Origin of the sequence: Streptococcus downei MFe28 (assembly GCF_900459175.1) — a bacterium.
Lineage (GTDB): Bacteria > Bacillota > Bacilli > Lactobacillales > Streptococcaceae > Streptococcus > Streptococcus downei.
Genome location: NZ_UHFA01000002.1, coordinates 719,063 through 745,418, shown reverse-complemented (window position 1 = coordinate 745,418; position 26,356 = coordinate 719,063). Strand labels below are relative to the sequence as shown.

At 45.1% G+C, this 26,356-nt stretch carries 20 protein-coding genes and 1 pseudogene; 1 reads left to right on the top strand and 20 read right to left on the bottom strand.

Annotated elements, in window-relative coordinates; all coding sequences use genetic code 11:
• Window positions 1-82 precede the first annotated feature (82 nt).
• From DYE66_RS03635 to DYE66_RS03535, 20 genes and pseudogenes are all read right to left on the bottom strand, one after another.
• Window positions 83-1,540, bottom strand: a complete 1,458-nt coding sequence (locus DYE66_RS03635) for a nicotinate phosphoribosyltransferase (RefSeq protein ID WP_004219385.1) — start codon at window positions 1,538-1,540, stop codon at window positions 83-85.
• 271 nt (window positions 1,541-1,811) lie between these two features.
• The gene (locus DYE66_RS03630; RefSeq protein ID WP_019787895.1) at window positions 1,812-3,206 is read right to left on the bottom strand and encodes an amino acid permease; all 1,395 of its coding nucleotides are present in this window, start codon (window positions 3,204-3,206) and stop codon (window positions 1,812-1,814) included.
• Window positions 3,207-3,383: 177 nt separating this feature from the next.
• On the bottom strand, window positions 3,384-4,301 hold the full coding sequence (gene trxB / locus DYE66_RS03625; RefSeq protein WP_003001053.1) for a thioredoxin-disulfide reductase: 918 nt from the start codon (window positions 4,299-4,301) through the stop codon (window positions 3,384-3,386).
• Between the two features lie 234 nt (window positions 4,302-4,535).
• Window positions 4,536-4,760: a DUF4059 family protein gene (locus DYE66_RS03620; protein ID WP_004219420.1), complete on the bottom strand. Its 225-nt coding sequence runs from the start codon at window positions 4,758-4,760 to the stop codon at window positions 4,536-4,538.
• 135 nt (window positions 4,761-4,895) lie between these two features.
• Window positions 4,896-5,639: an amino acid ABC transporter ATP-binding protein gene (locus tag DYE66_RS03615; RefSeq protein ID WP_003001035.1), complete on the bottom strand. Its 744-nt coding sequence runs from the start codon at window positions 5,637-5,639 to the stop codon at window positions 4,896-4,898.
• Window positions 5,639-6,547, bottom strand: coding sequence for an amino acid ABC transporter permease (locus DYE66_RS03610; protein WP_003000856.1), 909 nt, complete (start codon window positions 6,545-6,547; stop codon window positions 5,639-5,641). The genes DYE66_RS03615 and DYE66_RS03610 overlap by 1 nt, the downstream gene beginning before the upstream one ends.
• A 125-nt stretch (window positions 6,548-6,672) precedes the next feature.
• Entirely contained in the window at window positions 6,673-7,506 is an 834-nt protein-coding gene (locus DYE66_RS03605; RefSeq protein ID WP_004219409.1) for a transporter substrate-binding domain-containing protein, read from the bottom strand.
• A 332-nt stretch (window positions 7,507-7,838) separates the two neighbouring features.
• The gene (locus tag DYE66_RS03600) at window positions 7,839-9,182 is read right to left on the bottom strand and encodes a DEAD/DEAH box helicase (RefSeq protein WP_044124037.1); all 1,344 of its coding nucleotides are present in this window, start codon (window positions 9,180-9,182) and stop codon (window positions 7,839-7,841) included.
• Window positions 9,183-9,285: 103 nt separating this feature from the next.
• Window positions 9,286-10,299 (bottom strand): phospho-N-acetylmuramoyl-pentapeptide-transferase, encoded by a 1,014-nt coding sequence (mraY, locus tag DYE66_RS03595; RefSeq protein ID WP_004219417.1) that lies wholly within the window; start codon window positions 10,297-10,299, stop codon window positions 9,286-9,288.
• Window position 10,300: 1 nt separating this feature from the next.
• Complete coding sequence (gene pbp2x / locus DYE66_RS03590; protein WP_003001025.1) at window positions 10,301-12,559, bottom strand: penicillin-binding protein PBP2X; 2,259 nt, start codon at window positions 12,557-12,559, stop codon at window positions 10,301-10,303.
• A gap of 3 nt (window positions 12,560-12,562) precedes the next feature.
• A complete protein-coding gene (gene ftsL, locus DYE66_RS03585; protein ID WP_003001157.1) occupies window positions 12,563-12,898 on the bottom strand; it encodes a cell division protein FtsL in 336 nt (111 codons plus the stop codon).
• 8 nt (window positions 12,899-12,906) lie between these two features.
• Window positions 12,907-13,857 (bottom strand): 16S rRNA (cytosine(1402)-N(4))-methyltransferase RsmH, encoded by a 951-nt coding sequence (gene rsmH / locus DYE66_RS03580; protein ID WP_003000998.1) that lies wholly within the window; start codon window positions 13,855-13,857, stop codon window positions 12,907-12,909.
• Between the two features lie 564 nt (window positions 13,858-14,421).
• Window positions 14,422-15,672 carry a glutamate-5-semialdehyde dehydrogenase gene (locus tag DYE66_RS03570; protein WP_003001100.1) on the bottom strand — a complete coding sequence of 417 codons (1,251 nt, stop codon included), beginning with the start codon at window positions 15,670-15,672 and terminating at the stop codon, window positions 14,422-14,424.
• Between the two features lie 109 nt (window positions 15,673-15,781).
• Window positions 15,782-16,585 (bottom strand): glutamate 5-kinase, encoded by an 804-nt coding sequence (proB, locus tag DYE66_RS03565; protein ID WP_019788184.1) that lies wholly within the window; start codon window positions 16,583-16,585, stop codon window positions 15,782-15,784.
• 49 nt (window positions 16,586-16,634) lie between these two features.
• Entirely contained in the window at window positions 16,635-18,239 is a 1,605-nt protein-coding gene (locus DYE66_RS03560) for a hypothetical protein (protein ID WP_115324927.1), read from the bottom strand.
• The gene (locus DYE66_RS03555; RefSeq protein ID WP_115324926.1) at window positions 18,236-19,000 is read right to left on the bottom strand and encodes an ABC transporter ATP-binding protein; all 765 of its coding nucleotides are present in this window, start codon (window positions 18,998-19,000) and stop codon (window positions 18,236-18,238) included. Before DYE66_RS03555 ends, DYE66_RS03560 begins: the two co-directional genes overlap by 4 nt.
• A gap of 826 nt (window positions 19,001-19,826) precedes the next feature.
• Complete coding sequence (locus tag DYE66_RS03550) at window positions 19,827-20,201, bottom strand: PepSY domain-containing protein (RefSeq protein ID WP_004205540.1); 375 nt, start codon at window positions 20,199-20,201, stop codon at window positions 19,827-19,829.
• Between the two features lie 138 nt (window positions 20,202-20,339).
• Entirely contained in the window at window positions 20,340-22,325 is a 1,986-nt protein-coding gene (tkt, locus tag DYE66_RS03545; RefSeq protein ID WP_115324924.1) for a transketolase, read from the bottom strand.
• 255 nt (window positions 22,326-22,580) lie between these two features.
• Window positions 22,581-23,674 (bottom strand): annotated as a pseudogene (locus tag DYE66_RS03540) (lactate oxidase).
• A gap of 234 nt (window positions 23,675-23,908) precedes the next feature.
• Entirely contained in the window at window positions 23,909-25,516 is a 1,608-nt protein-coding gene (locus tag DYE66_RS03535) for a ribonuclease Y (RefSeq protein ID WP_003001214.1), read from the bottom strand.
• A gap of 304 nt (window positions 25,517-25,820) precedes the next feature.
• Between DYE66_RS03535 and DYE66_RS03530 the strand changes: the two genes are divergently transcribed.
• A complete protein-coding gene (locus DYE66_RS03530; RefSeq protein WP_003001043.1) occupies window positions 25,821-26,309 on the top strand; it encodes an S-ribosylhomocysteine lyase in 489 nt (162 codons plus the stop codon).
• Window positions 26,310-26,356: the final 47 nt, after the last annotated feature.

Here is a 26,356-nt window from a genome sequence, read left to right as displayed (position 1 = left end):
AAACCAACCTAGGCGAAACTAGCTAGCTCATAAGGTTCTGCCGTCTTTAAGCAGTTTTCCTTGCTCAGGCTCTCACCCTTTTTTAAAAGTCCTGGGTTTGATTAGCCTTCTCTCGCATCTTGGCAATCAGGTCCATCTTATCTTGCCAGACATCTGGTGCCAAATCGACTGGATAATCCTGAGGATTGAGGACCCGCTTGTATTCATCCCAGAGATGATCCAGTTCCTTCTTGGCATAATCCTTGATAGCCATCAGGTCTGGCTGCTGATAAACGAGTTGCCCCTGGTCGAAGACGTCTTGCAAGAGGGGAACAGCATCAAAATTTTTGACAGTCTTATTGATATAGGTATAGGTCGGGTGGAACATGTGGAGCTCCTCAGCCTCATTGACATCAACCCCATCGTAAGTAATGTAGTCGCCTTCGGATTTGCCCTTATCACGACTAGTAATCCGCCAAACCTGCTTCTTACCAGGCGTTGAGACCTTCTCAGCATTGTTGGATAATTTAATGGTGTTTTGCATGATGCCTTTGTCATCTTCTAAAGCCACAATCTTATAGACGGCGCCCAAGGCTGGTTGGTCATAGGCCGTAATCAGCTTGGTTCCAACGCCCCAGACATCAATCTTAGCCTTTTGCATCTTGAGGTTGAGAATGGTATTTTCATCAAGGTCGTTTGAGGCATAAATATGAGCGTCGGGGAAACCAGCCTCATCCAACTGCTTGCGAACCTTCTTGGACAAATAAGCCAAGTCACCAGAGTCCAAGCGGACCCCAAGAAAATTAATCTTGTCCCCCAGCTCTTTGGCAGCCTTGATAGCAGCTGGAACGCCCAGTCGCAAGGTATCATAGGTATCTACCAAGAAAACACAGTCCTTGTGGGTAGCCGCATAAGCCATAAAGGCATCATAATCGTTGCCGTAGGTCTGAACTAAGGCATGGGCATGGGTCCCAGAAACTGGAATATCAAACATCTTACCCGCTCGGACATTGGAGGTGGCATCAGCACCACCGATGACGGCAGCCCTAGTCCCCCAGATGGCGGCATCCAATTCCTGGGCCCGACGGGTTCCGAATTCTAGCAGGGGTTCGTCTTCAATAACTGAGCGAATGCGAGCGGCCTTGGTCGCAATCAGGGTTTGGTAGTTGACAATATTGAGGATAGCCGTTTCCACCAGCTGACACTGGGCCAGAGGACCTTCAATTTGGACGATAGGCTCATTGGCAAAGACCAAATCTCCTTCCTTGGCAGAACGAACGCTCAAGGTCATCTGGAGATTTTCCAAGTACGTCAAGAAATCCTGGGGATAACCCAATTCTTTCAGGTAGGCCAAATCGGTTTTTGAAAAATGAAGATGATTTAAATAGTTAATAATCCGCTCCAATCCAGCAAAAATCGCATAGCCATTAGCAAAGGGTTCCTTACGGAAAAAGACCTCAAAAACGGCCTTCTTATTATGGATACCTTGATCAAAATAGACCTGCATCATGTTTAGTTGATATAAGTCAGTATGTAGGGTTAAACTGTCATCTCTATACATCAAGCGCTTCTCCTTTGAGTTTGTGACTATTATAACATAAATAAGGTGGGATGAAGAAAAGTCGTTTGAAGGACTAGGCCTGCTCAACCTTAGTGGGGGGCGTAGGATTTTCAGACCAGATATCCGACATGCCTGTCCTACCAAAGAACCGAAAATCACTTGAAGAACCTGTCTTCCTCATCAATAGCGGGTGAGCCCTGGAACTTTCACACCAGATGTGCGACGTGCCTGTCCTACCGAAAAAACCAGAAGGCATGCTTCTGGTTTTGCTTTATCTGATGGCTTGCCTTTTAGTAGCGATTTGACAAATCGTTCCCATGACTAAAATCCAGATGGTGGCCCCGACTGCACCGATAAAGGTTGATTCTTGCAGGAAGAGCGACAGGTAGATAAAGCCAAAGAAGGCAATGGTCAAGGGATTAAGAACCTTATAGGCTGGCATGAGAAAGCCGTCTGCCATAAAGTCTTTGGACTTGCGGTAACGCATATGGGCCAGCATGGTCAGGGCATAGATGGCGATATAAACACCAGAAGAAGATGACGTAATAACCGTAAAGCTATCAGAAATCCAAGGGACAACGCTGAGAATGGCCGCCAAAACCATAAATCCTGCCGAGGTAAAGATAGCATTTTGAGGGACATTGGTACGTGACAAACGATTGAGCTTGAATCTATCCAGAGCAGGGGTCTCACTGGCTAGTTGGTAGAGGTGACGACCGCTGGAATAGAGCATGGAGTTAAGTGAGGAAGCTGCTGCTGTCAAGACAACAAAGTTAATCAAGGCAGCTGCCCAGTTGACACCAGCCAATTTAAAGACCATAACAAAGGGAGACTGGTCAGCAGGTAACTGATGCCAAGGGAAAATGGACATGATGGCAATCAAGGCACCCACATAAAAAAACATAATCCGACTAGGGATGGCGTGGATGGCCTTGGGCAAGACCTGGCGTGGATTCTTGGTTTCAGAAGTGGTAATCCCAACAAATTCAATGGCCTGATAGGCAAAGAAGACCATTTGAAAGGCCATAAAGAAGTGGTCCACACCCATAGGGAAGAATTTAAAGCCGTGGAAGATATTTCCCAGACTGGCAGGACCGACAGGGGTCTTAAAGCCAGTCAGAACCATGAAAATAGCCGTTGCTATTAGAGCAAGGATGGCAATAATCTTAATCATGCCAAACCAAAATTCGACCTCACCAAAGACTGCGACAGCGACGATATTAACCCCGCAGAGGAGGACCAGAAAGACCAGCTGAATCAACCAACTGGGGGCTCCTGGGATAAAGTATTGGACGTACTTGGCAATGGCGGTTAGCTCTGCCATTCCCAAAAGAACCAGAGAAATCCAGTAGGACCAGCCTGCAAAATAGCCCCAACCTTGACCCAGATACTTGGTAATAAAGTTGATAAAGGTGTGCTGATCAGGATCCATGTAGAGCATTTCGCCGATGCCCCGCATCATTAGATACATGAAAATCCCTGTAATAATATAGACGAGGACGATGGATGGCCCTGTCAGATGAATGGATTTCCCAGCCCCTAGAAAGAGCCCTGTCCCAATGGTTCCAGCAATGGCGATGATCTGGACATGACGGTTGGTCAAGCCTCGGTCCATGCCATTCTTGGTCGTCTCGGCTTCCGCCTCCGTGGTGTATTGTTCTGACATCTTAGTGTTTAATCTTTCTCCTCCAGCTAGCTGGCAGGAGGGGCAAAGAGTTTCCTCCTTTTTTTGAATATTGGTAATATTATAGCACAATTCAGACAATAAGAAAAAAGCACTCCAGCCGGAATGCTTGTGAAAGGCTGTATACAGAGGCCTCATCGGGCTTTCATCTGTTTAAGTCTAAGCCAAATCGTTGATGTAATGATAAACCTCTTGACCAGCGATGGCACCATCGCCAACGGCAGTCGCAATCTGCCGCAAATCTTTTTGGCGAATATCGCCGATGGCAAAAATTCCAGGACGACTGGTTTTCATCTTGTCATCGGTGATGACCCAGCCGACTTCATCTGTAATCCCCAGTTCGCTCACCATACTTGAAACAGGGTCTAGACCGACATAGACAAAGACACCGCCAAATTCTCGATTGATGACTTGGCCCGTCTTAACATTTTTGATGTCAACCGAGCGGACCTTGACGTCATCCCCCTTGATTTCCTCAACAACAGAATCCCAGATAAAGTCAATCTTATCATTAGCGAAGGCACGGTCCTGAAGTATCTTCTGAGCCCGCAATTGGTCTCGACGGTGAACGATGGTCACTGTCTTAGCGAATTGGGTCAGGTAGATGCCTTCCTCTACTGCTGAATCGCCCCCACCAATGACCAAGAGGTCTTGATCGCGGAAGAAGGCCCCATCGCAGACCGCACAGTAGGAAACCCCACGACTATTGTATTGGTTTTCGCCAGGAACCCCAACCAAGCGGTGCTTGGCTCCAGTTGCCAGAATAATCGTTTTGGCATCATAGTGCTCATCGCCCGTCAGAACTCTCTTGAAATCGCCGTGGTCTTCAATTTTTTCAACGATACCATAGATGTTTTCAACACCAAATTTTTCTAAGGGTTCATACATTTTCATGGACAAATCCGGCCCAGAAATGGTCTCAAAACCAGGATAATTCTCAATATCCGAGGTATTGTTCATCTGACCCCCTGGCGCTCCTTGCTCAATCAAACCAACCTTGAGGTTTGAGCGACCGGCATAGAGGGCTGCAGTCATGCCACCAGGCCCAGAGCCAATTACCAATGTATCATAAAGCATTTGTATCTCCTTTATTAGCTTTGTTAGGGACAAATAGAGTTAGGGATAACTTCTTATTTTTAAGATTAACTGTTAGGAGGCAGGGCGCCAAAATTGACTTCCTTGAACTCAAGGATTTATCCCGCTCCCTTCCTCAATGTTGGAAAAGGGCAAGCAGGCCTTTCTCCCTAAATCCAATCTGTCGCCTATCTTTAGTAGCCCTAGTTTACTCCAGAATTGGGGTGGGGTCAATTATTATGACCGAATCATCAGGACAATAGCCATAAAGGCAAAAGATAGGATGGGAATTGAAATCAGGGCCATCATTATGCCGTCATAGAGAGTGTTCTGCCGCTCCTTGATGGTTTTATCCTTGAGCTTGAGGGCTCGATAGGCAATCCAAAAAATTACTGCAAAAATAACGAAGGCAATGGCCATAAAAAGCCCCTGCAAATAAAATTTAAAAATATCTGTTAACATAAGACACCTGTCGTCAAAGAAGTTAATATCTAGCAACCAAAGCACTCAGCAATGGATTCATACTCATAAGCTGGCTGAGGCCACAAGAAAGCTCGCTTGACTGGCCAAACGAGCTTCAAACTTATTTCTATTATATCAGACATAGGATTTTTTGTAACTAGCAAAAAATTCTTTGGTTCTTTCTTCCTTGGGGTGGTTAAAGAGTTGGTCAGGTGTCCCCTGCTCCAGAATATGTCCCTTTTCAAGAAAGAGGACCTTATCGGAAACCTGGGCGACAAAATTCATATCGTGGCTGACAAGGACCATGGTCTGGCCAGACTTAGCCGCATCTGCAATGGATTTTTCCACCTCTCCGACCAATTCAGGGTCTAGGGCTGAAGTTGGTTCATCCAAGAGGAGGACATCTGGCTTCATAGCCAGAGCTCGAGCCAAGGCTACCCGCTGTTTCTGACCACCAGAGAGGTGACGAGGATAGTAGTTCTCACGATCGGCAAGACCAACCTTCTTTAATTCCTCCTTGGCAATAGCAGTCGCTTCCTTGTCCGAAAGCTTTTTAACAATCTTAAGGCCTTCCTTAACGTTGTCCAGAACTGTCCGACGTTCAAAAAGATTAAACTGCTGGAAAACCATGGCCAGCTTACGGCGCAGGGTTAGGATTTGCTCCTTGGAAATAATTTCAAAATCCACCTTGAAGTCATCAATTTCGATGGTCCCAGAATCGGCTTCTTCCAAGTAATTCATACTGCGTAAGAAGGTGGATTTCCCAGCACCAGAAGCTCCAACTAGGGCAATGACTTGACCTTTTTTAATATCCAAGTCGAGGCCATCCAAAACCTTTTGTCCTGAAAAGGCCTTGGTTAAATTTCTAATCTTAATCATTAGCGCAAGCCTCCTTCTTGACCAGAAATATTTTCTGGCGGCTTAATTTCCATAGATTTTTCAATATAGCGACCGATATTTTCAATCACAATGCTGACAATCCAGTAAATAATAGCCACCGAAATATAGCGTTCAAAATAGCGATAGTCACGGCCACCGATAATTTTAGCCTGGGCAAACATTTCAATAATCCCTGCACTAAAGGCCAGCGAGGTTCCCTTGGTCAAACTGATCAGAGTGTTAATCAGGGTTGGGGTCGCAATCACAGCAGCATTGGGGATAATAACCCGACGGTAAATCTGCGCATTGGTCATTCCCAGACTCTTAGCAGCTTCGATTTCTCCGGCATCAACAGCCTGAATGGCAGCCCGAATGGTCTCACTGGTATAGGCCGCTTCATTAAGGGCAAAGGCTACCACCGCAAAGACGATAGGGGAGATATTATTAATATTCCAGCCCGTGTTAAACTTCATGTTGAGGTAACGCAACAAAAGCGGAATCCCGTAGTAGGTCAACATCAGTTGGACCAAGATAGGCGTTCCCCGTAAAAAGCTGACAAAGAAGGCCTGAATTTGATAGAGAACAGGCACCCGATTGATCTTGACGATGGCAAAGAGCAAGGCCAAAATCAAACCAAAAATTGAGCCCCAGATGGTTAGGCCCAGCGTCATGGGCAGGTGTTTCAAAATATCTGGAATAGCACTAAAAACAGCCTGCAGACTAAAGAGCCGACCATCAGGCAGGGTCTTAACAAAGTCGTTATAGAGGCCAGACTTAACCAAGTAGCCCCAAACCTGCACCAAGATCAAAATCACTATAGCCAAAACTAGGAAAAAGCCGATTAACTTTCCCCTAGCCGTTTTAAAGAACTCTTTTATTTTCTCTTGTATCCGATTATCTTCTGCCATAAGTTCTCCTAGTTTCTTCTTTATTCAAGTTATATGATTATTTCATTCTATCATCCAAAAGGGGAGCTGTAAAATAGTAAATCCTAAAGGGGGCATAGAAAAAAGCTATCAGCTGATAGCTCTTCTTAGGATTTGAGGTCGGAAACATAGTCGCCACCGAAATATTTCTTACTCAGTTTGGCAAGGGTACCGTCCTTTTGCAATTCCTTAACGCGTTTATTGACGAAGGCTTGTAACTCCTTACCTTGGTCGGTCTTGGCAAAAAGAATGTATTCCTTGCCATCCTTTTCTGAACCAATCTTATCTTGTAACTGGCTAACCGTGAAGTCAAAGCCCTGGTCCTTGGAGGCATAGCTGGAAGAAATCTGATCATAGAAGATGAAGTCAATCTTGCCTTGGTCCAGATCCTGGAGGCGAGAGGTAAAGCCTGTTTGGCCAGAAACATAATTGACCTTGATCGGGTCCTTATCTGGATTAGCCTTATTCCAGTCCTCCAAGGTTTGAGCATAGTTGGAACCTGCCAAGGCCTCAGTTGATTTACCAGAGAGCTGCTCTAATTTATCGTATTTGGTGCCTGACTTCGTGACAATGGCATAATTCGACAGGGAAATCGGATCCGAGAAGAGGTATTTCTTAGCGCGGTCGGCATTATAGTTAAAGTCGTTGGCTGCAATTTGGTAACGATCCGAGTCAATTCCCGGCAGGATAGACTCAAATTCAGTCGTCTCAAATTTGACATTATATTTTTTAGAGCCCTTGAAGACAGCCTTCATCACCTCAATATCGTAGCCAGTCTGCTTATTGTCCTTGCCGGTAAAGGTGAAGGGAGCGGTGTCAGAATCAGTGGCAACAACAATATCCTGCTTAGCTGTACTTCCAGATTTAGAAGAGCAGGCTGCTAATGTTAGGGTTCCCAACCCCAAGACCAGACTCGTTAGAAAAATTTTCTTCAATTTCATGGTCGTCTCCTTATCTTGTTATACTTATCACTAGTTTAACATGTCCCCCTGCCCTTGAATAATAGGGAATTTCTATCAAGCGATAACAAGATTCTATCAAGACGAAGGCTACTGAGTTAAGTTATGAAAGGCAAAGGATGAAAGCATACGTGGTGGCTCTTATTATAGTCAGGCAGACTAGCCTAACCCCCAGCAGGACAAGTTGACGCAAGCCCCCCTTCTTTTTCCGAGGTCTAACAACTTGCAAGACCCTGACAATCCAGCCTGCAAGGTAGCCGGGACAAGTAAAAAAGTTAAGGCACAAGGGCCCTAACTTCCTGTCTTAATAAATTTTAAAAGCTCTGCTTTTTAGCCTTGCGACTGGCACGTCCTCTGGCTTTAGCGGCTGCTCGCCTTTCCTTGCGCCGTTTTTCATCAACCTTCCACTGGATTTTCTTCTTGTAACCTGGCTTGACCTTCTTCTTTTTCTTCTTGACCAGGCCAATCATTTCTGTATCCAGTTTCTGATAGGATTTCTCCCGATTAGCCCGGCGGTCACGGTCATAGGTATCCTGGAATTGACCATCCTTAAAGACTTTAGGTAGGAAGCTGATGCCCAGTTTTTCTAGCTCACGAATGTCGCTGTCATCACTAGGTTGATAGAGGGTAATAGCTGTACCAGAAAGACCGTTGCGGCCCGTCCGTCCGACCCGATGGACAAAGAATGATAAATCCTGAGGGATGGCATCGTTGATGACATGGCTGACCCCCTCAATATCAATACCTCGAGCTGCCAAATCAGTCGCCACGATATACTCATAATCCAAGCGTTTGATTTGATTCATGATTCGCTTGCGTTCCCGAGGAGGGATTCCTCCGTGGATTTTCGCGACTTTTAGGCCATTGGCTAGCAAGAAATTATGGAGCTCATCTGCTCGCTCCTTGGTATTGACAAAAATCATGGCCAAATAAGGATGGAGGCTGGTCAGGATTTCCAAAATCTGACTATTCTTATCTCGACCCTTGGTGGAGAGTAACCAGTTATCAATGGTATCCGCAATCACCGTCTGGGTCTTAATCTTTTCAATCACTGGATTGGTCAGGTATTTCTTCAAGAAGGGCTGGAGCTTCTGGGGAATGGTAGCTGAGAAGACCAAAATTTGGACAGTCTCTGGCAGGCTGGCCGCAATCTTATCAACCGTGTCCAGAAAGCCCATGTCCATGGTCATGTCGGCCTCGTCAACGACAAAGGTTGAAGCCTTGTGAATATCCAGATGACTCGATTTGATTAAGTCATAAATCCGACCAGGTGTTCCAATAATAATCTGGGGTTGACCAGCTTTTAATTTTTCAATTTGACGAAGCTTGTCTGTCCCGCCAACATAGTTGACCAGACGAATCTCAGTCTCAGCCTGGTCAGCAATTTGCTTGGCAGCCTGGTAGATTTGGCTAGCTAGCTCCCGACTTGGAGCCGTGATGACCGCTTGGACCTGATTGAGATTTTCTTGCAATTTCTCAAAAATAGGCAACAAAAAAGTGTGGGTCTTCCCCGAACCGGTCTTTGACTCACCCACCAGGTCACGCCCAGATCGAACCACTGGAATCAACTTAGCCTGAACTGGCGTTGGCTCCTTAAAAGACATCAAATCCAGAGCTCGATTGATATAGTCCTTAAAATTATAATCTTTAAACATCATACTTACCTCTTTGAGCGCTTCTTAATGAAGCCATCTCGTATTTGCTTCACCCATTATACCAAAAGAAAGGCCTTGGAACCAGCTTCCCAGACCTTTCTTTTGTTTATTTAATCATTAACCAAATCAGGAGGGCGACAAGACTAGAGCAGGCACCGACGGCCCAGAGGAAGCCATCAACCTTCCACTCGCTCCATTCCTTTCCCTTGCCTGATAAGCCACCTAGCTCCAAATGATGGTGGAAGGGAGTCATTCTAAAAATTCTCCGACCTTCCCCATATTTTTTCTTGGTAGCCTTGAAATAAGTCACCTGCAACATGACCGAAGCGGTCTCCAAAACATAGACTAGGCCAATCAGGAGCAGGGTCCACTCCTGTCTTAGGGCAATGGAAATGGAAGCCAGCATAGCCCCCAAGGCCAGACTACCGACATCCCCCATGAAAACCTTGGCAGGCTTGTGATTGAAGACAAAGAAGCCCAAGAGACCACCAATCATGACCACAATAATCAGGAGAATATCTGGTTGCTTTTGAAGATAGGCAATAATACCATAGGCAATCAGGGAAATAACGACTGAAATCGAAGCCAGCCCATCAATACCATCGGTCAGATTAACGGCATTGGAGAAGCCAACCACCCAGAAAAGGACAAAGGCTAGATAGAAAATGCCGATGTGGAGTTGAAAGCCAAAGATATTGATGGCATCCGTTCCACTAGGACGAACATGGGTAAAGTAGAAAATCAGGCCCGCCAGAATCTGCAGGAGCATCTTCTGCCAGGGTGTTAGCCCTTCGTTAATTTTCTTGAAAATTTTGAGAAAGTCATCTAGAAAGCCGATGATTCCGTAGATGACCACAACTGAGAGAATTCCAGCTGTCGCTCCAAAAGCAGCTCCTCGAAAAAGACTTAGGGTTGAAAAGGATAGAGTCACTAGGGTTGCCGCAAGGATAAAGACTGTCCCCCCCATGGTCGGCGTTCCGGCCTTGGCTAGGTGCTGTTTAACGTCCTCGTGCATCTGTTGACCGGCAATTTTCCTAGCCTGGTAAAATTTGATAAAGAAGGGTATTCCGACTACCGTCAAAATGAAGGCAGTCAAACCTGCTAATAATATGGTTAACATCTTAGTCTCCTAGTGTAATCGTCAATTTTTTAACATTTTTCAACTTGGAACCCGAGTCAATATTCTGCTGGGTAACCGTTCCCGACTCAGATCCTTTGAAGGATACCTTGATCCCCATCCAGTCAGCAAAGATTTTGACATTAGCCTTGGTCCAACCGTACATATCAGGCAGTTCTTGAAACTTATCAGTTAACATCAAGACTTGGCGACCCGATTTCACATTGCTGCCGGCCTTGACTGAAGTCTTTTTGACCTTGCTTCCAGTTCCGAGAGGAATAACATGGGCTAAATTTTGCCGCAGGGTGGTTGAAGCATCCCCAGCGTTCTTACCGGTAAAATCTGGCATCTTATAGCCAGTTTCAGATGAAGCCTGTGAGCTGACTGAGGTTGATGACAGTTCATCCTGCATAAGCATGGCTTGCTCCAGGACAGGATTGACCACATCAGCCCAGAATAAACCACTGAAATTCTCAGGTTTCTTCAAAGTCACATACATGATGAATTTAGGATCATCAGCAGGAACCATAGCTACAACCGAATAGATATAGCTGTGCTCACCCTGCTCATAACCGCCATCGCCAGCAGCATATTGGGCGGTACCTGATTTAACAGCAACTGAATAATTGCCAACCTGAATAATTGGCGCATTTGTTGTAGACGAATAAAGGGTACCATAATTAGGATCCGTTCCGACATCCACCATATAGTCACGGGTTTGCTTGGCCGCATCAGAAGAAACAGGATTCCCCACAACTTCTGTGGAGCTAACTCGACTGCTATTATCAGCAGAATCATAGATTTGATTGACAAAACGAGGTTCCAACATAACACCATTATTAGCAACAGCTGTGAAGGCCCGCAGCATCTGAATTTCTGTAACAGACACCCCTTGACCGAAGGCTGACATAGCTGCTGTAACCTTATTATCTAAGGAAACTGATCCAGATTCCTCATTGTCCATACCGAAACGTGTCGGCATACCAAAACGGAATTTAGACAGGTAGCTGCTCCAAGTCGAATCACCTAGTTGCTGTTCCAAAATAGTCATTCCCACATTAGACGAATAAGCAAAGCCTTGCGCCAAGGTCATGGTCTGACCAGATGACGTCCCTTGGTTGACCGCCCAGTCATTGATGGTGGTATCAGCAATTTTGATACCATCCCCATTGTAGTAGGTTTGGTTGGCGTTGAAGGCTCCTTCATTGAGAGCCGAAGCCAGCAGCATAACCTTCATGGTAGAACCAGGCTCAAAATTGGTACCGTAAAGCATATTGTTCCAATTATAGCCCTCATCTTTGCTCATTCCCTGCAGGGTATCAGCATTATAGGTAGGCCTTTGGGTTGTTGCCAAAATTTCGCCGGTATGAGCATTGACTAAGGTAGCACTAGCATCTGTTGCACTGCCAACCTTTTCCATGAAGGTATTCATCTGGGTCTCCAGATAGGTTTGCAGGGTGGCATCTAGGGTAGTATAGACATCACGCCCATCAATCGTCTTTTTAATATTCTTCCCAGTTCCAAAAAGGATATTCCCATTTTCGTCCTTTTCGTAGGTAACCTTACCATCAGTTCCCGACAGGATGCTGTCCATAGAGGCTTCCAGTCCAGTCGTTCCGACCAGGGTTGAGTCCCCCTTCTTACCATTTTGTTTCTGGGCAATACCAATAAACTCAGAGGCAAAGGTTCCGTTGGGATAAAGACGGCTAGCACTGGTATCAAAGTCAACTCCCTTGATGCCTGCTTCCTTGGCCGCATCTGAAATAGCCTGCATGGTCGAATAGGATAGATTAGTCCCCTCAGACCCAAAATAGACCTGGGTCAGCTTAGGTTGTCTCAATTGCTTTAAGACATAGTCCTTTTCCACCCCTAACTGCTGATTGAGAATGTCGGCCAGCTTATCATAGTCCTTGTCTTGAACATAGAGCTTTTCATTCTTAGCTGAAACATACTTCTTGTCAATAATGGCATAGATCGTGTAGGTGGTTGAATTCTCTGCAATCACATTACCATTGCGGTCATAGATGGTCCCCCGCTTGGCCGCCTTGGTCACTGTTGTCTGGTAGACAGCCTTGGCCTTGGGAGCTAGTTTGACCCCGAATTTAGAGTCGGTCCCAATGATGATGGCAAAATTAATGATAAAGATAAAAAAGATGAAAACCGTGGTAATCATCAAATTTTGACCGACCCGTTCTCGATTAGCCCGAGGTCCTCGCCGATCCCTTGTCACATAGGACAAGAAGCGATTAATCAAATTCTTCATGCGCTACTTGTTACTCCCAACATTTCCAAGATTAGAGTTATCAATATTGAGACCTGCCTTTTTAGCTATCTCGGCAATCCGGTCCGAGCGCGTCAGCTCATTGACCTCCTGCTTGGCATTATTTTGGTCCGTTTCTGCATCACTAATCTGACTATTAATTTCAGTAATCTGCTGTTTGAGTTGCAAATTGCGACTCTGTAAGTAAATAATCCCTACGGCCATCAGAACAGCCGTAATGATAACGGAGCCGTAAAAAGCAACCTCCAGTCTGGAAAACTTACGAAAACGCTTCTGAAAGGCGTTTTGAATGGCTACTTCTTCTTGCTTTTTATTTGCCATAATTCTAACTACTTTCGAATTTTTTTAGCCACCCTCAGCTTGGCTGAATGGGCCCGATTATTGACTGAGAGCTCCCCTTGGGAGGGTAAGATGGGCTTGCGATTGACCAAGGCAATCTTGGGCTGCATTTCCTCAGGAATGAAGGGTAAACCCTTAGGCACATCCACACTTGAGGCTTCTTTGAAGATTTGCTTGGTCAGCCGGTCTTCTAAAGAATGAAAGGTAATGACCGAAATCCGACCATCCAAGGCTAGGAGTTCCAAGGCCTGCTGAATAGACTCATCCGCAGCCCCTAATTCATCATTGACCTCAATCCGAATGGCCTGAAAAATCTGCTTGGCTGGGTGCCCCTTTTTCTTTAATTCCTTGGCTGGCTTGGCTGACTTGATAATCTCGGTCAGTTCAGTCGTTGTCTCAATCGGTTTACTTTTTCTCGCCTGCTCAATCTTACGGGCAATTTGCTTGGAAAACTTATCTTCCCCATATTTGAAGAAGATTTTCACCAGGTCTTGATAGCTGTAAGTATTGACCACATCGTAGGCAGATAGGTCGGCCTCTTGGTTCATTCGCATATCTAAGGGAGCATCCTGCTTATAAGAAAAGCCTCGCTCTCGCTGGTCCAACTGGGGACTAGAAACCCCCAAATCATAAAGGATGCCGTCAATTTGGGTCACCCCTTCTTCAGCTAGGTCAGCCTTGAGATTGCGAAAATTATCTTTAATGAAGGTCACCATGCCCCTGTCCACATAATCTTTGAGCTTAACCTGGGCATTATCTATAGCAGATTGGTCCTGATCAAAACAGTAAAGATGGCCTTTGGGACCCAACTTTGAGAGCAAATAAGCGCTGTGGCCTGCCCCACCCAAGGTGGCATCCACATAGATACCATCAGGCTTGGGGGCCAGCATGTCAACTGTCTCGTGCAGAAGAACGCTCACATGGTGAAATTCATTTGTCATAACTTTTATTCTACCATAAATGTGCTAGAACTGCCCAAGTATTTCTCAAACGAGAGCCAGATTTAAGGGCCAACATTGAATGAAAACCACCCTCCAAAAAATCTATAAGGAAAACCTCTAGCAGACCTTCAGCTTATCAACGAGATGAGTTTCATTTGAAATTTGTCGAGTTTTAACCCTAGGTGCCAGCCCAAAAGATAGACTGATTAGCTAGTAGCCTCATAAAAACAAAGCCCGCCTTCACTAATACTCAATAAAAATCAAAACTAGCCAAGGCAAGGAGCAAGGCCATCAAGTCACTAAAGTGACTGATGTCAAACGGCAATCTCCATAGCGATTGCCTAGCTCCCTTACTAACCTCACAAAGTTGGTGAAATCGACCAACTTTGCTCCGTATCGCACGAACCGAAGACAGCTCAAAAGGTCTGGGAGACCTTGTGAGGTTAAAGATGCAGAAAGTCTTGCTTTCCTCAATAAGTACGGCGAGGTGAGTTAACGACGGAAAATTTTGTTTTTTGAAGAGTATAAAAAAGCCGTGCTCAGGCACGACCTTCTTCCTAATGCTTACTCTCTGATTTGGCCTTGACCATTGATGTAGAACTTGGTTGAGGTCAGAGCCTCCAAACCCATAGGACCACGGGCGTGGAGCTTCTGAGTTGAAATTCCGATTTCTGCCCCTAAGCCAAAGACAAAGCCATCGGTGAAGCGGGTTGAGGCATTGACATAGACAGCCGCCGCATCTACCTGCTCCTGGAAGGCATCAGCTGAATTAATGTCCTGGGTGATAATACTTTCTGAGTGGTGGGTCGTATAGTTATTGACCCAATCAATAGCCTCCTGCAAGCTAGCAACAATCTTGACCGACATGACATAGTCCAAAAATTCTGTCGCAAAATCCCCTGCAGTCGCAGGAACTGCTTCTGGCATCAAGGCCAGAGCACCTTGGTCAGCTCGAAATTCAACCGCATGGACTTTCTTAACGGCCTCTGCTAATTTGGGCAGAAACTCGGCTGCCACCGCCTGGTGAACTACCAGACTCTCTGCAGCATTGCAGACGCTAGGCCGCTGGGTCTTGGCATTGATGACAATCCTAGTCGCCATCTCTAGGTCAGCTGTCGCGTCCACATAAATATGGACATTCCCGACCCCTGTCTCAATAATCGGCACCTTGGCCTTGGCCTTAACCGTCTGAATCAAACGAGACCCACCACGCGGAATCAAGAGATCCACATAATCGGTTGCCTGCATCAGCTCTTCGGCCACATCATGGCTGGTGTCTTCTACCAGCTGGACCATGTCGGGATTGAGCCCTTCTGCTTTCAGAGTCTGACGAATCAGATTAACCAAAATTTTATTGGAGTTAAGGGCATCACGGCCACCGCGTAGGATAATGGCATTGTTAGTCTTGAAGGCCAAGCTAAAGGCATCCACCGACACATTGGGCCGACTCTCAAAAATCATTGCGATGATACCTATGGGAACCCGTTTTTGCACAATTTTCAAGCCATCTAAGTTGGTGAAGCCCTGCACAACTCGTCCAATAGGATCCTGCAAATCCGCTACCTGACGCAATCCCTCTGCCATGGCTTGGATCCGCCGGCCTGTCAGGCGCAGGCGGTCCTCCATAACGGGACTAATCCCATGTTCCTTGGCCTTACTTAAATCCTTAGCATTTTCTGCTAAAATTTTTTCAGTCTCTTGAACTAGGGTCTGGGCAACCCCTAAGAGTAGCCGATTTTTTTCAACTGTTCCCAAGGCCAGCAAGTCTCGACTAGCCTGCTGGGCCTGCTTTCCTAACGCTTCAATCACAGTCATTTGCATTCCTCCTCACTATAAAGGCAAAGGCTTCTGCCAAAATAATGGCCTAGCTTGTCTAAACCACAGGTCTCAAGACAGCCCCAAGCTCAAGGATTAGCTCCTCGATTTAGTCAGCCCTTTTAAACCAGGTTCCTATTTTCTCGCCTGCTAAGAGTCGCAGAATATCCCGAGGATTCTCCCCATTCATCAGAACCATCTGACCCTCGTTTTCAAAAATCATCTGGGCTGATTGAATCTTGCTGAGCATGCCTCCCGTACCAAATTTACTGCCAGCACCACCAGCCGAGGCCAGGATTTCATCCGTAATCTCTGCCACTCGCTCTCGCAGAACCGCATCTTCATAAACAGTGGGATTCTTATCAAAAAGGCCATCAATATCTGAGAGCATAATCAAGAGATCAGCATCTGTAATTTTGGCCACTACTGCAGAAAGGCGGTCATTATCACCAAACTTGGTCTGGTGATCCATCTCCTCTATACTAACCGCATCATTTTCATTAACAATGGGAACAATTCCCAGCTTAATCAAAGACTCAAAGGCATTGGTAAAATTCTCTAAACTCTCAGGATAAACCACCACATCTCTGGTAATCAAGAGCTGGCTGACCTTGGCCTGGTAGTGGGAGAAGACTTGGGAATAGAGGCTCATCATGGCCACCTGACCAACACTAGAAACTGCCTGCTGTCGGGCGATTTCCGCCGGTCGCTTATCCATCCCTAGGACATTGAGACCAAAGCCCATAGCGCCCGAAGACACCAGAATGACCTCCTTGCCTTGATTCATCAAATCAGAAATAACAAAGGCTAGCTGGTCAATTTTATTCAGATTGATTTTTCCATTGGGCAAGACCAGAGAGCTAGTCCCCACCTTGATAACCAGTCGCTTGACTCCTGTAAAATTACGTTTCATATCATTCATTATACACTAAAAGCCGTGCCATGGCACAGCTTGATTTAAATTAATCCAGGACCTTCCAGAAGGTGCGATCAAGTCGGTATTGAAGAAAGGCAAAGACCAAGAGGCTGATGACAAGCACCAAACAGCTGGTTGCCAGAGCTCCTAGTAAAACAGTTAAGAGAACGGTCAAGCCAAAGATGAGCCCACCACAAAGGAAGATGAGGAGTAAGAAGGCAAAGGCCACCCACTGACCGCCCCCACGATTAAAGAGTTGGGTCATATCTTGCCAATTTAAGACCAAGTTACGATAGTCTCTGCGATACATAAATTCATTGAGAACAAAAGCAGATAGCAGGTAACCCAGGGCCAGAGCCAAAATCAGCAGAAACTGGAGGCCAAAGTAAAACCCAATAGCTATACTGACCAACCAAGGTAGAAAAATCTGAAGACTAACCAAGACCAGGTATTTTTGCTTCAAGAAATCCTTGAAATTGATTGGCAGGGCCTTAAAGGCCAAGTAATTCTCCTTCTCCAAGGAGAGACCAACAGCTGGGAAGGAGGCTGGCGTTGCGCTCAAGCCCCCAAAAGCTAGTCCGACCAGCCAAGCAAAACCAAAGTAGGCCCCTGAAAATTGAGCAACAATGCTCTTGTCAATACTCAAGGAATAAAACACAATCATGACAGGAAAAAGTATGGGAGTCATGAGACTTTGCACAATCAAAGTTCCATTTTGCAGGGTGGCTAAATGATGACGAATCAGCGTCCTATTTAGACCTGTATTTTTATAGACCTTTTGCTTTTGTGACTTGGCCTCTTGTTCCTGACTCTTGTAGAAGGCTTCCTGATAATAGCGAGGAATAAAGTATTTGACCAATAGGAGGGCCAAAATCAAGATTAAGACAAGGGGCAGGTAGAAATTAAGAAGGGTCTCAAAGGCAAGGGGATGAACGAGAACATCATAGTAGCCCCGAAAATAAGGAATGAGGGGACGGTCAACCAGGTGGCCATCCGCCATGGCTATTTTATTATTGGCAGCTAAGAAATAAAAGAGGCTCCCCATAATGCCGAGGGTCGTCAGAACCATCAAGATGGTCGAAAAAAGCTTGCGCCTAGAACTTCTAACAACCAAGCCCCCAACCAGATGGTTGACACTCAAGGCCAGAGTTAGACAAGAAACTAGGGCCAGAAGGAAAAAGAGAAGGCCTAGGGGAACCATCAGAATTCCTCCCACGCGAAAGGCTAGCAGGATAAAAAGAGACAAGAGGGGCATTAAAAAGACTGCTCCCATCCCTAAAGAGGAGAAAACCTTAGCTAGATAAAGGTCTGAAGTCTTGATGGGCAAGGGGGCGTACAAGTCCAAATCCTTACTGTCATAAAAGATAGCGTACATGGCTGAGAAAGCATTGAAAACCGCCATCAAAAAGAAGAGCATAACATACTGGGTGAAATAACCAGGCAGTTTGGCAAAATCAACCATAATAAAATTAAATAGATAGACGAAGGTAAAGAGGAGCATCAGCAGCCCTTGTTGGCGTAACATAGATTTATAAGCCACAATTTGCTTCTCTGGGCTCTTCTCTCGCTTCTTCTTAATCTGGGACATATTCTGCGGATTAGAGTAGAGAATATTTATCTTGATGAGTTCCCAAATAGTTGACCACTTCATTGACTAGTCACCTCCTCACCCAGGGAAGTCTCAGGGGCTTCCGCATTGCGTCCTGCCATTTCCAGATAGATGGTCTCCAAGTCCTTCTCAGGATGATTAGCCTTAAGCTCTTCCAAGGTGCCAACAAAGATTAGTTTTCCCTGCTTGAGAATACCAATGCGGTCACAGAGTTGCTCAGCCACCTGTAGGACATGGGTAGAAAAGAGGACCGTATTGCCGGCCTGGGCGTGTTGCTTCATCATTTCCTTGAGGTCAAAGGAAGCTTGGGGGTCAAGTCCCGTCAGGGGTTCATCCAAAATCCAAATATCGGGATTAACCACAAGAGCCCCAATAACAATGACCTTCTGCCGCATCCCATGCGAGAAGCTATCAATGGTATCATTTTGTTGCTGGGTCAAATCAAAAACCTGAGTCAAGTCCGCAATTCTTTGCTCAATCTGACTGTCCTCAACACCATAAATTTTTCCTAGAAAATGCCAGTACTCACTAGCGGTCAAATTGAGGAAAATGTCAGGTGAATCTGGTACATAGCCAATCTTCTTCTTAATGGCATCACGATTAGCTGAGAGGGCTTGACCATCAACGACGACTTCTCCATAAGTGGCCTCAATAATCGAAGTCAAAATCGAGATAGTGGTCGTTTTACCAGCCCCATTGTGGCCAATCAGACCAAAAATTTCGCCATTATTGATGGTTAAATTGAGGTCACTGAGGGCCCCCTTCTCCCCATAAATCTTTGAGACGTGCTGAAATTCAATCATTTTCTTCTCCCTTTTCCTCTTTCTAAATAGCAACTTATTAAAAAACTGCCTTCACTATCCTTCACTTACAATCTTTTTGTGCTATAGCTCTAAAAGAGTGTAGCGACTCAGGCATAAAAACACCTTGTGTCATCTCATAAAGGTTGAGCTCTCATTATAAGTAAACTGCTGTCCAACAAGCATTGCTTGACTTGGTTAATTCATTTAAAGCTTTTAATAGAATAACTGACAAGATTGGGTTAGACCGAATGTCCTTATCATCATAAATTTATTTGATTTTCTTATACAAAACGCAACAGGTCTTTCCCATCAACTTCATCCTTTACTAAATGAAAAATCATTTGTTACGTAAAACTAATACAAACAATTACCAAAATCATACAAAAAAGGGACTTTTTTGTCAATCACTTTCCGCAAAATAAGCATGGTATGACAAAAAATTAATCTATGACATCATTTTGTCATAGGCTGGAAAAACCATTCTAGATAAACCTTTTTGCCTTAAGGAAACTAATTCTGTTAGCAGAAAATCTTTCTGACCACTAAAAAGGATTTGGGAGTGGTCCAAAAATCCTTAGTAGTACTACAAACCCTATTTTTTCAGTCAAAATATATCTCCTACCACTGCAAGAAGAATAGTAAAAGCTAAAAGTGATTTCAAAAACTTTTCTATGGTTTTCTAACACTACAAAAACATCTTAGCAAACTCAGACTAGAGAAATAGACCTTTAACTTTCTGATTAACAGATTTAAAACCACCAAAAAAGAGCTGAGCTTATTAAACTCAACTCTTCAACTTATCTCACTAAATTCTGTTCTATCAGGACTAGTCATTGACGTTATCTGTTTCTTTTTCAAGAATAGCACCATTACCACTGTCAATGGTATAACTATACTCAATTGAATCTTTAACAAATTCAAGTTCGTAAACATTTTTACCATTTTCAATATCTTGCGCTACTTTTGTAAAAGTAACTTGCTCTGCTGTCAAACCTGCATCGGCAAGAGCGGTATTTTTAGCTTCATCTTCTGAAATAGCAGCTGATGTTGACGATGAACTAGCACTTGATGACTTTGATGGACTTGATGATACCGTGCTTGACGCAGGTGTCTGAACGTGATCATCATTATCATCAAAATCACAAGCTGCTAAAGCTAAGATTGATAGGCCTGTCGCCAAAAGGGGGATTAGTTTTTTCATTTACTTGTCCTCCATTTTTTATTAACTTATTTAAAATCATTGTAGCCTAAACTCTAGTTGCCTGTCAATTTTAAAACTTGTAGTTACCAAAAAGTCACCCAAGGAAAACTTGGGCGATATCTTTATAACACAGTTTTCTTACATAGATTTGTAAAGCGCAACAGCATTGTCAACTGTAAAGCCATACTCTTCAAAAATACGATTACCTGGTGCTGAAGCTCCCCAAGTGTCAATGGTCAAGGTCTTGCCAGCGAGGCCGACATACTTGCCCCAACCAAAGCTAGAGCCAGCTTCGATAGCTAGACGCTTGCTTACAGCTGATAGCAAGATGCTTTCTTTGTAGGCTGCATCTTGCTCATCAAAGATATTTTGGGCTGGCATAGAAACTACTCGTACGTGAGTGCCCTGAGCTTCCAAAGCTGCTTGTGTATCTAGAGCCAGTTTAACTTCAGAACCCGTAGCAATGATGATACCATCAAGGTCGCCCTTGGCTTCTGAAATAATGTAGGCACCCTTATTGACACCCTCTGCTGCTTTTTCCTTGGTGCCTTCTAGAACAGGCAGGCCTTGGCGGGTCAGAACCAACATAGTAGGGCGGTCCGTTTCAGCCAAAGCTCTTTGCCAAGCCGCATTAGTTTCATTACCATCAGCTGGACGAATGACATTGAGGTTAGGCATGGAGCGAACGCTGGCCAATTGTTCGATTGGTTCGTGGGTTGGGCCATCTTCCCCAACGGCTACTGAGTCATGGGTCATGACGTAGACGGCTGGTAAATTTTGCAGGGCTGCCATTCGAACGGCAGGAAGCAGATAGTTGGAGAAAACAAAGAAGGTACCACCATAGACACGAGTACCACCGTGGAGGGCAATCCCATTCATGGCAGCAGCCATGGCGAATTCCCGCACACCAAACCAGATGTTGCGACCAGCATAGTTATCAGCTTGGAAATCTGTTTCAGCCTTAACCATGGTATTATTCGAGGCTGATAAATCGGCTGAACCACCCCAGAAATTAGGCAGTTGAGCTGAAATTTGTTGGATAGCTGCTTGACTGGAAACCCGACTGGCTACAGCTGTTCCCAATTCATGCGGTGTCAAGTCAACGGACTGAGCATCTCCAGTAAAGGCTGCCTTATATTCGGCTGCTAATTCTGGATAGGCTTTTTCATATTCGTGGAACTTGGTATCCCAAGCATTTTCAGCCGCTTCGCCACGGAATTGAATGCCAATTTCGAACCGGCGCTTAACTTCATCGGGCACGGTAAAGGCAGGGTAATCATACCCCCAAGTCTTCTTGGCGTAGTCAATGCCTTCTTGTCCTAGAGGAGCACCGTGGACTGCAGAAGTTCCTTGTTTTTCCGCACCAAATCCGATGACAGTCTTAACTTCAATAATGGATGGTTTCTCTTTTTCAGCCTTAGCAGCCTGTATGGCTGCTTCAATAGCTTCCAAATCATTCCCATCTTCAACCAAGATGTGCTGCCAACCATAAGCTTCAAATTTACCCTTAACATCTTCTGTGAAGGCCATTGAGGTTGGACCATCCAGAGAAATATCATTGGAATCATAGAGCAAAATCAACTTGCCCAGCTTGAGATGACCAGCCAGACTAGCTGCTTCCTGGCTAACCCCTTCCATAAGACAACCATCACCATTCAGGGCATAGGTGTAGTGGTCAACAATATCAAAGTCAGGCTTGTTAAACTTGACAGCCAAATGAGCTTCTGCCATCGCCATACCAACGGCGTTGGCAATCCCTTGACCTAAAGGACCAGTTGTAGCTTCAACACCATCGGTATGCCCCACTTCTGGGTGACCAGGAGTCTTAGACCCCCATTGACGGAAATTCTTTAAATCATCCATGCTAACCTTGTAGCCTGACAGGTGAAGCAGACTATAAAGAAGGGCACTACCATGGCCAGCCGATAGGACAAAGCGGTCACGATTAGACCAAGAACGGCTGGTTTTTGGATTGACATTCATGACATGGTTCCAAAGAACATAGGCCATTGGGGCAGCCCCCATTGGCAGACCTGGGTGACCAGAATTAGCAGCTTGGATAGCCTCAATTGACAGCGAACGGACAGTATTGACCGCCAATTGATCAATAGTATCAAATGACATAAGATAAACGACCTTTCTAGGCTTAATGCATAGAGGAGTATCCTCAAGACAGTCTTTCAAACACCCTTATTGTAGCATAAAGACAGCCGATTTTCATTTCTGTTTCGCAACCGCAAAACCCTAATCTTATTCTATCAGGATTGACCTTATATAACAGCCCAAGTCTCACATGTTTTTGTGGTCAAAAGTATACTTTTGGAAAAACTGCACCGAAAAAAGAGTCTCATGGGCTCCTTTTGTCATTATCTCATTTTCTTAGGGACGAATCAGCTTGGCTTTTTTGACATCCTCTACCGTCTGAGCACTAGCCAATTGCATGGTGATACGGAATTCCTTGTTCAAATGTTCCACAACACTTTAAACGCCTTGAGTCCTTCCGAGGGCTAAACCATAAATAATTGGACGAGCTAGGGCAACCACATCAGCCCCACTTACCAAGGCCTTAAAGACATGGGACCCCCGACGAATACCACTATCAAAGATGATGGGAACTCGTTTATCCACCCGCTTAGCGATTGCTTCCAAAACATCAAAGGAGGCAGGTCCTCCATTGTGCTGACGGCCACCATGGTTGGAAACCCAAATTCCTTGGGCACCAGCTTGAATAGCTACCTCAGCATCATCTGAATCTTGCACCCCCTTGACGATGACGGGTAAATGGGTATAGTCTGTAATGCGTTTTACATCTTCTGGCAAAATTTTCTGAGCAGCTGCCGCATAAATATCGCTAATTCCCAGACCTTGACTAGCTTCGGCTAATTTGGCTAGATTTCCCATAGGGAGTGGAAATTATTAACAATATCCGCTTCACGGTAACCGCCCAAGGTTGAATCGACTGTTAAGATAATCGCCTTAACACCTGCTCGGACAGCTTCATCTAACCAGGCTTGATTGACAGACCAATCCTTACTCAAATAGAGTTGGAAAAATTGGGGCGCTCCTTGACCGGCCTCAGCCGTTTCGCTAATGGTAGTGGTCCCATAGGTACTTTGGGACATGATCGTTCCCGCTGCTGCCATTCCTTGAGCAGTCGCCATTTCCCCACGAGCATGGGCTAAACCTTGTGCAGCTGCAGGTGAACTAATAATGGGCATAGCCAGTTTTTGACCAAAAAGTTCTGTTTCTGTTGAAGGATTCTCCACCCCTATCAATACCCGAGGCAGGATTTGCACATGATCAAAAACCCTGGTATTTTCCTTGATGGTCCATTCGTCTTCAGAACCACCAACGATATAGCCAAAACCACCCTGAGGAATAATTTCCTTAGCCCGTTCTTCCAAACTGGTCAAATTGACCAAGTCAAGCTTTTCTTCTCTGGCTGATTGAAAATAACCATTTGTAATTGTCATCATAGGTCTCTTTCTATCTGTTACTATTTTTGTAACATTTTGATTGTAGGTCTAGTATAGACCTCAGGGTAAGCAGAGTCAATTAACTTGCTCACCGACATAATTTTATAGGCCCTGTACTAATTAGCTGTCCCAGCCTTTTCTTTACAGGATAGACTCCCCCAGCTAGGCCCAGACCATACAAAAAAACAGGCGAGACCTTAAACCTTCTCACCTGTTTTTATTAAGCAAGCACTATTTAGCGTAGTCAATGGCCCGCAATTCACGGATAACGGTAACCTTGATATTACCTGGATAGTCCAGATTGTCCTCAATTTTCTTTCGAACCTTGTGAGCCAAGATAGTTACTTGGTCATCAGAAATCTTGTTGGGTTGGACCATAATCCGGATTTCACGGCCAGCCTGTAGGGCAAAGCTATTTTGCACCCCATCAAAGTTTGAGGCAATTTCTTCCAGATCACGCAGTCGCTTGATGTAATTTTCAACCGACTCATTACGAGCACCAGGACGGGCTGAGCTGAGAGCATCGGCTGCTGCCACCAAGACAGCAATGACACTCTCAGGTTCAACATCACCGTGGTGACTGGCAATGGTGTTAACCACGACAGGATTTTCCTTGTATTTACGGGCAAATTCCGTACCGATTTCAACGTGACTACCGTCAACATCGCGGTCCAAGGCCTTGCCCATATCATGGAGAAAACCGGCTCGCTTAGCCAGGGCAACATTTTCACCAATTTCACCAGCTAGAATACCAGCCAACTTACCGACCTCAACCGAGTGACGCAGGACATTTTGTCCATAAGAAGTCCGGTATTGCAAGCGTCCCATGATTTTAATCAAATCAGGATGGAGGTTTGGCGCTCCAATTTCATAGGCTGCCGCTTCCCCCGCTTCACGAATGCGATTATCAATTTCTTGTCGGTTCTTTTCAACCAATTCTTCAATCCGGGCTGGATGAATCCGGCCATCCTGAATCAGGGCTTCTAGAGTCATTCGAGCAATTTCTCGACGGATTGGGTCAAAGCCAGACAGGACAACCACCTCTGGTGTATCATCAATGATAACATCAATTCCGGTCAGACTTTCCAGAGCCCGAATATTACGACCTTCACGACCAATAATCCGTCCCTTCATAGAGTCATCAGGCAGATGAACCGTTGTGATGGTTTGCTCGGTCACATAGTCCCCAGCCAGCCTTTGCATGGCTTGAGCTAAGAGATTCTTAGCCTTCTTATCAATCGTCCGTTTAACCTCTTCGTCCGCATCCTTGATGCGACTAGCGATGTCCTGGGTCAGTTCATTTTCCGTTTGGCTCAGAATAACATCCCTGGCCTGGTCGGTAGACATATTGGCTACCTTTTGCAACTCCGCTTGTTTTTCTTCTTCTAACTGTGCGATGTTAGCTTCTCGCTCATCAATGTGTTTAGATTTATCAGAAAGACTTTGTTCTTTACTATCCAGCGTCCTTTCCTTGCTGGACAAATTCTCATCTTTGCGATCAAGACTTGAGGCACGCTCGGTCAAGCGAGCTTCCATTTGCTTCAATTCTTGTTTGTCAGACTTAAATTCTTTATCAACTTCTTCACGATATTTTCTGGCATCTTCCTTGGCTTCCAGAAGCAATTCCTTGCGTTCGGCCTTCATATCTAATTCTGCTGCCTTTTTAATATGACCAGCATCATCTTGGGCCTTCTCACGAATGGTGACTGCTTCTTGTTGAGCATTTAAAAGAGCTAGTTCTGCAGCTTCACGGTCAGCCTTTGTCTTGGCAACCATAGCTCCATAACCAATACCTAAACCAATGAGGATAGCAACAATCGCTAAAATAATATTTAGCATGTTTCACCTCAAATCTATTGTCGTTTTTATTCAAAAACTAACTTTAAGTCTAACATAATTGTCAGAATATCTCAATTATATTTCACGAAAGAAGAATATCCTCGAGAGTGGAGCAATCAGGGATAAAACAAGAGCCTCTAAGGACCAGTCTAGCTCCCCCATTACAAATTTTAGATGAGCTTTCCCTAACAAGAAATTCCCCTTATTACAAGAAGAGGCAAAATCATCCTAATTTTTCACTCGGCCAGTCTCTCTTATTTGTGGTATGATGAAGGCAGAATTACTATAGAATCGAGGTAGTCTCATGTCCAAAGATAAAGATGTTGTTGTTGAAAGTTTTGAGCTTGACCATACAGCGGTCAAGGCTCCCTATGTCCGTCTCATCTCAGAAGAATTTGGTCCCAAAGGTGATGTCATTACCAACTTTGACCTTCGTCTCATCCAACCCAACCAAAATTCCATTGATACAGCCGGACTCCACACCATTGAGCACCTTCTGGCCAAGTTAATCCGCAAACGCATGGACGGACTCATTGACTGCTCGCCCTTTGGTTGCCGGACTGGTTTTCACATGATTTTCTGGGGCCAACAAAGCGCCACTGAAATTGCCAAGGTGGTCAAGGACAGTCTCCAAGAAATCGCCGATTCGATTAGCTGGGAAGATGTTCCTGGAACTACCATTGAATCCTGTGGTAACTACAAGGATCACAGCCTCCACTCAGCTAAGGAATGGGCAAAATTAATCCTGGCCCAAGGCATCTCCAACGACGCCTTCCAGCGCCACCTAGTTTAGAGATTTAATACTGAGTTAAAATTTATAGAACCAAAAAGACGAGGTTG